Source organism: Cupriavidus sp. UME77, assembly GCF_014170355.1.
In the GTDB taxonomy this organism is placed as follows: Bacteria; Pseudomonadota; Gammaproteobacteria; order Burkholderiales; family Burkholderiaceae; genus Cupriavidus; species Cupriavidus basilensis.
On sequence record NZ_LZZU01000098.1, the window covers coordinates 82,666 to 89,943 of the forward strand.

Below are 7,278 nucleotides of genomic sequence, written 5' to 3' on the forward strand. Positions count from 1 at the left end.
TTCTGATTGTGGGGTGAGGGTTTCGATAGTATATGTTAATAAATGTGCGCAAGGATTGTCTGGTCGGTGGATATAAAATTTAAGCCCATGAGATAGTGTGATTTCTTTAAAAAAATAGGGCGATTGTGAGTGGGGGCGTGTGCGATGAGGTTAATTTTAATATCCTGTCTACTCTGCTTTATTTCACACGCAGCTGATGCGAAGCAAGCGGAAGATGTATCTGAGGAACACTCGCGTCTGCGCCAATTATGCGGATATAAAATGGGGGAATAAGTTGTCAGTAGGGCGGTAAATGTAAATTTAAAGGAGGGTGAAATGTCAACTGCTATACGATTTCGCATAAATATATTTGGAAAAAATAGGAGGGTGCCTGCAATGCTTGAATTTGGGTGTCGAAAATTTAATTTCCAAAACCCTCCATCTAGTGATGTCGCCGGTCCTATGTCAGACGATCAAGGAGTGACAGCGAAAGAGGTAATCGCCTCCGAGGACTCCGGGGGGAGATACTACAGGATAATTTCCTGGCAACGAGAATATCGAGGGGTGTATTTTAGTGGGACGATTGCCCATGTTAATCGAATTTTCGGAGACGGGGTTGCAATGCCAGTGCCAGATTTCTATTTCGCATGTCCTAAAAAATCTGGTTTGACTTGTTATTCCGTGGAGGTAGATCCGAATTTTAGGCTGACGAAAACGGAGCGTATGGATGTGATGGATATAATAAAGAAGATTGGTTATTCGTATTAGCGGTAGATTGATGTGAATTGCGAAATATTCGTGGAATTCGTGAAGACAATCGAATTTGCGGACGAATAATTGTGCCGCCCAAGATTTCAGCTCATTGTCATTGATCGCCGGTAGCAGAAACATGAAATCTCCCATACGCCTCGGTGACGCACTCGAATATGGCGGTCAGGTCACAAGCGCTTCGCCAACCATGAAGTTCATGAGCCGGCCGCTCGCGCGCAAGGGCGATTCAGCCCTTTGCGCACGCCATGGCTCCACGACAATTGCAGAAGGTCATGGTGCTTTTCCTGATCAGGACGGACGGCTCGTAGCCATGCACCATCACCGCTGCGCGTGTGGGTGTCGCCTGATTTCGTCACTACAGAATGTCCATATCGCCTGAATATGCCTATTGATTTGTCTCCGGGCGGAAAGGCGAGTCCGTACCCGGCACACGGTCCGCGCTTCTTGTCGTGGCTCGGCATCTGGGTTGTGTGCAGCGTATTGGGCGCCGCTATCGCGTTGCTGCTGTGGCCCTCAGGCGTGCCGGCGCACGGGTTCCTGTTCTGGTGGCGCAGCGTTGGCATACCGAATGGTGTGTTCCTGATCGTGCTTGGCATCGTGCGAGTCGGATACGAAGTGCAGTGGTATCACGCCCGCCATCGGAATGCCCACAGGCAGAAATGGATCGACGAGCGCGTGCGCGAAGCGCAGCGCCCATTGCAGGTGCTGGGAGCTGGCTATTGCCTGCCCCTTCAAGGACACAAGAACCTTGTCTGCGCGCTGAATGCGAAAAAGCCACTTGTCGATTCGCGGGCACCGAGGATTGGGGCAGGGTTGATCGAGCATAACCGGTTCGATGAAGAGTCGCTGTCGGTTGTCCCGCTGGAGGAGGCCTCGCCGACCGAGGGCGTTCCGGATGCGCTAGTGCAGCCAGAAATTGAGACAGTTTCTACGATTGTCCTGAAGATGGTCGAAGCACTGAATCCGCTTGCGGAAAGTCTGCGCGCGTTGTCCCAGTACGGCCATGCCTACGATCCGGTGGTGCGCGTGCTGGCCCAGCCTGAGTTGGCCACCAGCCGCCTATCCCAAGTTCGGGATGCACTGCGCCGCATGGGATTGCCGTGCTTCGATTGCCAGACAGTGCCGGCGTCCGACGCTCTGATGGTGGCTGATGCGTGGCTTGACCTGGGCGAGTGGCGACCACTGCTTGTGATTGCGGCCGACTGGCACGATGCCAATCCCCCAGTCAGCAGTGCGGAGGGGTGCGTTGCCGTATTGCTCAACCCAGGCTGCTTTCAGTTGCCCGAATCGGTAAAGGTCATCGGCGTACTCCATCGTCCGCTTGCAGGCGAAAGCGGCGCAATGGCCGACCTCTTTGCCGACGCGATCCGATGGGGGAAAACTGAGCCTTCGCTTTTGCAGCGTGCTTGGATTACCTGCCTGGACGGCGAGCACGATATGGCGTTGCTCGCCGCGCTGAAGGCTGCATTCCTTCCGCAACTCGGCGAGCTGGAGGCACAACGCCGCCCGGATCGCATCATTGGCGATGTCAGCGCGGTCAACCCGTGGCTTTCCATTGCTGCCGCCATCGAGTCCCGTGAAACCGGCGCACATCTCATCCTCGACCATGCCCAGGCAGCTGTCCTTCACGTCTTAACAACTCCCCATGACGAATCCGAGCACTAACCGAAAAGCGTTGGCTTCCGAGTCCGCCACCTCGAATGACCGCGGGCCTATATCCCTATGGGGCGGCCCCTTGGTCCTGGCGGGAGCGGGTGCGATAGTGGCCCTCGTGGTGTGGTTCGATGGTGAGGTCTTTGGACTGATTTCGCGCGACGCGAGGATTTCTGTCCTGATCTGGATTCCTCTCCTCGTCGTCTTCGCCATCCTCGTGTACCTGATCGCCGTTCTACTTGGTGCCGACAAAGCCATTGGACGGCTGTTTGCCCGCGAGAATGGTGAGACGCGCTCTCCATCGGCAACGAAACTCAAATGCGACGCACGGCTGGAAGAACTGCACCGTGACCTGCGTAACCTGTTGGGTTGGCGCTGGCGCTACCGTATGCCGTGGTTGATGCTGTGTGGCGACGAAGGGTTGATCAACGAGGTGGCCCCGGGCCTAAAGCAGGCCGGCGTATGGCGCTCGGACGAGGTCGTCCTTGTCCATGCCTCGCCTGATGGCATCGAGGCTGCCGCATGGCTCAAGCAATTGCGGAAGTTGCGCTACCGTCGCCCGGTCGATGCCGTGGTCCAAGTCTTACCGGGAGACAATTCGGTTGCGCCAGGCACGGAGCCGCTTCGTGCCCTGGCTGCGATCCAGGTCGAAGTGGGCTGGGCCGCGCCAGTGACATTTCTGCACCCTGTTAAGTTGGCCGGCGCTTGCTCAGAAGAACTCGTGGCCATCGGCGCATTCCTCAATGACACAAGTCGGCGGACACGTGGCGCCACTGCTGACGCCTTGCATGACGCGTTGGTATCGCTTGAGTCTCGCACCGCTGCACTCGGCTTGGAGCGTTGTATGGAACCCACGCGGAACCCCTTTATTGCAAGAATTTCAGCCTTCATCGGCGAGCATCGCAATAGCATCGTGAATCGGTGGGCGGTGTGGCACGCTTCGAAGTGGCGGAGTGCACCGCTGGCCGGTGTAATGTTCGCACCCGTGTTCGGCACGCTCGAAATACCGTTCCCGATACCCGCGCCCGCAGACGACGCACCGGAAAAAATAGTCAAGCTTGCCGCCGCCAAAAATGCGCCGGAGGCCCTTCGTATTCAGGTAGATTCGTTGCTGCCAGCCTGGCGAGAAATTGGGGAGAGTACCAAGCGATACCGCGGTCGCCGGATCGGGGTCCACCCGATGGCGGTCTGCACGGTGCTAGCGCTGGTATCGGTTGGTCTGTGGACTGCAGGCATGCTGGTGTCGGGCATGCGCAACGCGCAAGACGTAAGCGCTGCGCAACAAGTGATTCAGGATGTCCAGGCGGCCCCCAATTCTGCCACGCGGCTGAAGGCACTGCTTGCTCTGCAGCAGCAGATCGAGCGCTACGAGTACCGTACCCAGCATCACGCGCCGCTTGCGACCCGCTTTGGCCTGAATCGCGATCCGGCGATCCTTGCCGCGCTGTGGAAGCCTTACGCGCAGGCCAGCCGCGAGTTGCTCGTCGCGCCGGTGCAGCGGGATCTGGAGGCGTCGCTGGTGGATCTTGCGCAACTGCGCACCACGGTGCTGGATGCGGCAACCAACCGGGTGGCGCTGAGCGGCCATCAGGCGCTCAAGACCTATCTGATGCTGGCCAACCCGGAGCGTGCCGAACCCACGTTCCTGGCCCCGCAACTGGTGCAGCATTGGTCGACCGATGCCCGGATGACCCCGGGCGAGCGGCAGGACCTTGCCGAGCGCTTGCTCAGGTTCTATGCGGAGCACCTGAATGCCAACCCGGCCGGGCGCATCGAGCCCCGGCCCGAACTGGTCGCCGGGGCCCGCCAGACGCTGCTGGCCGTGATCGGGGAGCGCAACGCCGAGGACACCGTCTATCGGGGTGTGATCCAGGCCTTTGGTGAGCACGCTGGCAGCAAGTATCCGGACCAGACCCTGGCGGCGCTGACCGCCGGCACCGATCCCCGGGGGCTGGTCCGGGCCACCGCCATCGTGCCGGGGGTCTTCACCCGTCAGGCCTATGAGGGGTACGTCGCCCCCGCGATCGAGCAGGCCGCCAGGCGCACGGAGATCGCCAATGACTGGGTGCTGACCGACGGCAAGCCGCAGTTGCAGACTGAGAGCCGTTCGGCCGACGCGCTACAGGCGGCCCTGACCGAGCAGTACTTCGCCGATTACGCGGAGCATTGGCAGGGCTTCATGAACAGCCTGCAATGGGAGGCCGCGCCGACCCTGCCGGCCGCGATCGGGCAGCTCAAGCTGATGGCCGATGCGCGCCAGTCGCCCGTCATCGCGCTGATGAGGTCGCTCGAATACCAGGGCGGTGCCGGTGCCCGCAAGGATTCGCTGTCCGATACGCTGGTGGCCAAGACGCAGGATCTGCTGGGCAAGAAGCCGGCGGGGCCCGAGGTGGCGAAGCCGGACGCGGCGGGGCCGCTGGGCGCGGCCTTTGGCCCGGTGCTGCGGCTGGTGGCGCAGGGCCAGCCCGGCAGCACCCATGCCGGCACCAACGCTGGCACCAGCGGTGACCTGAGCCTGCAACGGTTCCTCGACCGCGCAACGGCACTGCGCCTGCGCTTGCAGCAGGTCGGCAACAGCGCCGATGCCGATGCGCAGGCCCGCCAGATGGCGCAGGCGCTGTTCCAGGGCAAGGGCTCGGAACTGGCCGATACCCAGGCCTATGCCCAACTGATGGCGGCGAGTCTCGGCAGCCAGTGGGCGGGCATGGGCGAGACGCTGTTCGTGCGGCCCATCGCGCAGGCGACGCAGACGGTGCTGCAACCGGCGCAGGCAAGCCTGAACGACGCGTGGCGGCAAAGCATTGCGATGACGTGGAGCCGCTCGTTCGCCGGACGCTATCCGTTTGCGGATACCGCCAACGATGCCTCGCTGGCCGAGCTGGCGCGCTTCCTGCGCCCGCACAGCGGCTTGATCGGGTCCTTCCTCGGCACGCAGCTGGCGGGCGTGCTCGAGCTGCAGGGCGATCAGTGGCTGCCGGCGGCCACCGGCGGGCAGGCGCAGTCCTTCGATCCGGCCTTCCTCAACGCGATCAATACCTTGCAGCGCATGGCGGCGCACCTGCTTGCGCAGGGCGAGCCGCAGTATCGCTTCGAGTTCAAGCCGATCCCCACCCCGGGCCTGACCGACACGCTGCTGACGCTCGATGGGCAGACGCTGCACTACTACAACCAGCGCGAGACGTGGCAGGCGCTGACGTGGCCGGGCAAGAACCTGCAGGACCCGGGTACCCGGCTGCAATGGCAGACCGAGCGCGCCGGCACCAGCAAGAGCTACGAGTTCGGCGGCCGCTGGGGCCTGGTGCGGATGCTGGAGCGGGCGCACATCGAACCGGTGGATAGCGCGAACTACCAGCTGACGTGGCAGGCGAGGCCGGACGCGCTGGATGTGTCGGAAGCGCTAGAAGGGCCAGGTGCGCCGAAGGCCGGTGCCGAGCGCCAGACCGATGCGCACGGCCGGACCTTCGCCGAAGATCCCGACAGCCTGACCGCGCGCAGCGCCCAGGCGCCCGTTGCGGCGGACGTGACCTATCCGGTGCGCTACCTGATGCGAACCGAGGTCGGGCAGGGGCCGCTGGAGATGCTGGCGCTGCGGGGCTTTGTGCTGCCAACGCGGATCTTCGTGGGCCGGGAGCCGCAGGCGGCGGCGCACGCCACACCCGCCCTGCGCAAGTAGAGACAGACAGGGACAAACGCAGACAAACAGGGACAAACGACAAACCATGTTCAACAAGCTTCTCAACGCGCTCTTCGGCGCGCGTGCCCCTGCGGATCTCGCGCGCTCCACACAGGCGCGCTGGGACCCATGGCTGCAACCCATCCGTCCCGACGCCCCGGCCGGCGACGATCCGGGCTACGACGACGACTTCCTTGCCATCAAGGAGGAGGTGGCCAAGCTGTCCGGCGTGAACGACACGCTGATCGTCGAGTCCGCCGAGCGGCTGCTCAAGCTGACCGCCAAGGATTTGCGCCTGGCTGTGTACTACGTCTACGGGCGCATGCGGCGCGATGGCGCGGAAGGGGTCGCCGCTGGCTTCGAGCTGCTGTCGGCACTGGTCGACCGTTTTGGTGCCCGGCTGCTGCCCGCCCGGGCCGAGAGCCGCAAGGCGGCGCTCGAATGGCTGGCCGGCGCGACGTTCACGGACCGGCTCGACCGGGTGCCGGGCCTGGCCGGTGCGCAGCTGGAACGTACCTTGTCGGCGCTGGCGCTGATTCTCGAGCGCACGGCGCAGTGGCCGGAACCGGCTCGCCCGGCGCTGGATGGGCTCATCCGTCGCTTCGAGGGCCGGGTCGAGTCACCGTCGGCCACCGGCAACCCTGGTGGGGATGCGCCATCCGGGCCGGCGGCCGCCTCGGTCCTGCCAGCCTTGGGCGAGGTGGCCTCGACGCGCGATCTGCTGGATCGGGCGCGCCAGATGGCGCTGTACCTGCGCCAGCAACCGCAGGGCTACCTCGCGGCCTACCGCCTGATGCGCTGCGTACGGTGGGATACGTTGACCGAGATCCCGCCGCACGAGCACAGCGGCAAGACGCGCCTGGTGGCGCCGCGCGCCGAACTGCGCGCCCAACTCAAGCGCCTGGTGCTGCAAAAGCAGTGGCCGGAACTGCTCGACCGCGTCGAGCAGGCCTTCGCCGAAGGCGCCAATCATTTCTGGCTGGACCTGCAGTACTACGCTTTCACGGCCCAGGATCAGGCCGGCGGCGAGTATGCCCGCGCGCGTGACCTGCTTGCCACCGACTGCGCTCTCATGCTCGAACGCCTGCCCGGCCTCGATCAACTGGCCTTCACCGACGGCACACCGTTTGCGGATGACACCACATTGGCGTGGATTGCGCGCCATGCCACCGTACGCGATGTCGAGCGCGGCGAGCCCATGG

The 7,278-nt window shown here is 62.9% G+C and carries 4 protein-coding genes; all 4 read left to right on the plus strand.

Features of this window, described 5'->3' with window-relative positions:
* Positions 1 to 868 precede the first annotated feature (868 nt).
* Positions 869 to 1,129, plus strand: coding sequence for a PAAR domain-containing protein (locus A9975_RS37665; RefSeq protein ID WP_183037162.1), 261 nt, complete (start codon positions 869 to 871; stop codon positions 1,127 to 1,129).
* Between the two features lie 101 nt (positions 1,130 to 1,230).
* Entirely contained in the window at positions 1,231 to 2,415 is a 1,185-nt protein-coding gene (locus A9975_RS37670; protein ID WP_255504304.1) for a hypothetical protein, read from the plus strand.
* A 1,168-nt stretch (positions 2,416 to 3,583) separates the two neighbouring features.
* Positions 3,584 to 6,076 (plus strand): ImcF-related family protein, encoded by a 2,493-nt coding sequence (locus A9975_RS37675; RefSeq protein WP_370565991.1) that lies wholly within the window; start codon positions 3,584 to 3,586, stop codon positions 6,074 to 6,076.
* Positions 6,077 to 6,122: 46 nt separating this feature from the next.
* A partial coding sequence (gene tssA, locus A9975_RS37680) for a type VI secretion system protein TssA (protein WP_183037165.1) occupies positions 6,123 to 7,278 on the plus strand: 1,156 nt, incomplete at its 3' end.

Coding starts and splice junctions, on each gene's coding strand:
- A9975_RS37675 (WP_370565991.1), top strand. CDS start 3,584: ATGGCGGTCTGCACGGTGCTAGCGCTGGTATCGGTTGGTCTGTGGACT.
- A9975_RS37665 (WP_183037162.1), top strand. CDS start 869: ATGAAATCTCCCATACGCCTCGGTGACGCACTCGAATATGGCGGTCAG.